Origin of the sequence: Massilia timonae CCUG 45783 (assembly GCF_000315425.1) — a bacterium.
Lineage (GTDB): Bacteria > Pseudomonadota > Gammaproteobacteria > Burkholderiales > Burkholderiaceae_D > Telluria > Telluria timonae.
This window is the reverse complement of sequence record NZ_JH992922.1, coordinates 1,484,810-1,486,168: the sequence shown is the minus strand read 5'-3', so window position 1 is coordinate 1,486,168 and position 1,359 is coordinate 1,484,810. Positions and strand designations below refer to the sequence as shown.

General features: G+C 47.4%; 1 protein-coding gene and 1 pseudogene. One reads left to right on the top strand and one right to left on the bottom strand.

What is annotated here, in order from left to right; all coding sequences use genetic code 11:
- Window positions 1–166 precede the first annotated feature (166 nt).
- Window positions 167–1,186: a hypothetical protein gene (locus tag HMPREF9710_RS27730; protein WP_005664897.1), complete on the top strand. Its 1,020-nt coding sequence runs from the start codon at window positions 167–169 to the stop codon at window positions 1,184–1,186.
- Here the strand turns inward: HMPREF9710_RS27730 and HMPREF9710_RS06260 are convergent.
- Window positions 1,159–1,359 (bottom strand): annotated as a pseudogene (locus HMPREF9710_RS06260) (IS481 family transposase); the annotation flags it as partial. The gene HMPREF9710_RS27730 and the pseudogene HMPREF9710_RS06260 sit on opposite strands and share 28 nt — an antisense overlap.

Here is a 1,359-nt window from a genome sequence, read left to right as displayed (position 1 = left end):
TGCAAAGGTTTACAAGGGCGCTGGCAAGTCATTGAAAGTAAACGGGATTTTCAGCCGGCGTGGTGAGGCTGGCGGACTTGTGTATAACGAGGTGGGATAGGCCTCCCCTCCTTACCTGGGCAAGTTACCAGAATCCAGCACTAAATCATCTTGATTAAGGACTGTTATGAGCCACGACCTTCCACTCACTGCATGGCAGAAAAAGCAAGCTGCGCTCCTATATTACTTCTCGTCGTTGAAATACTTGGAGGGACTTCGTGATCGCGTGAACCAGATAAAATCATTCGCCGAAGGAAAAATTAATCAAAGTCGTCTAGAAGGACGCGATCGTTTCTTACACAGCAAACAATGGGGTGACCGAGACACGACTGAGAATTGGTCAAATAATGCCTGGCAGTTTTTAGCTGATTTTCAACAGTCTATTGCTGAGGACATATCGGATCATTCATCAAACTCTTTCCATGTTACAGGCACTCATCAGTGCGCTCGAGGATTAAGTGAATATTCTATGCAATGGGCCACTATTGAAGAAGAAAAGCAATTTGACGCTATGTTTGCAGAGCTTTCAAATTATGCGCGCAACATAGATACGACAATGCAAAAAAGCTATCAGGTAAGTTGGTGGAGTGACTTCGGCCTTACAATGGCATGGGCGGAACATGCTTCGGAACTACAGATGATTCCAAAGTTCCAGGCGAGGCCAGAAATTATTTCAGACACGGACCAAATTCCACCACGAACTGGTGTATATATCGCTATCGATGATCCGAATGCATCGCTGCAATTTGCCTGGAATGGATCACGAGGTGGCAAAATTATTCCTAGCTCAACATTTAACGATTTAGGACTCGCAGCTTTGGCGGCTGTAGGGCGATCCAAGCTATGGGTCGATCAGGCAGCGATGCGTGATTTTGTTTGGGCAAATTTATCAAACCCAGACCTGGCGAGCGACGAATTCGCGAACAGTACATTGGATCTCGCATTAGCGCCGAGCGTGGTTGCACGGTATGCATTCATGGCGCGTCCAACCCGCTGGTGCTTTGTAGAAATTGTAGAGGGAGAATTTGAACGCGTAGAAGAAATCGAATCGTCCACACTCAATTCTAAAATGACGACCCAACGATTCTTCGCAGGTGAGAAGTGCCAGAACGCGGGTTACTACTTGTCAAGTCCCGCCTGTTCATAAACCCGCTTAACGAATAATTCCGGCCGTTTTTGCTGCCATTCTTTGAGCGCGAGGATGGGCGTCTTTGCATCGAGTGCACGCTGCGGAATGTGGTGGTTGTATAGCTTCAAATAGTTCATCAATGTGGTCTGCAAATCGGCACGGCTGTCGAAGCGGGTCTGCTGCAGCAATTC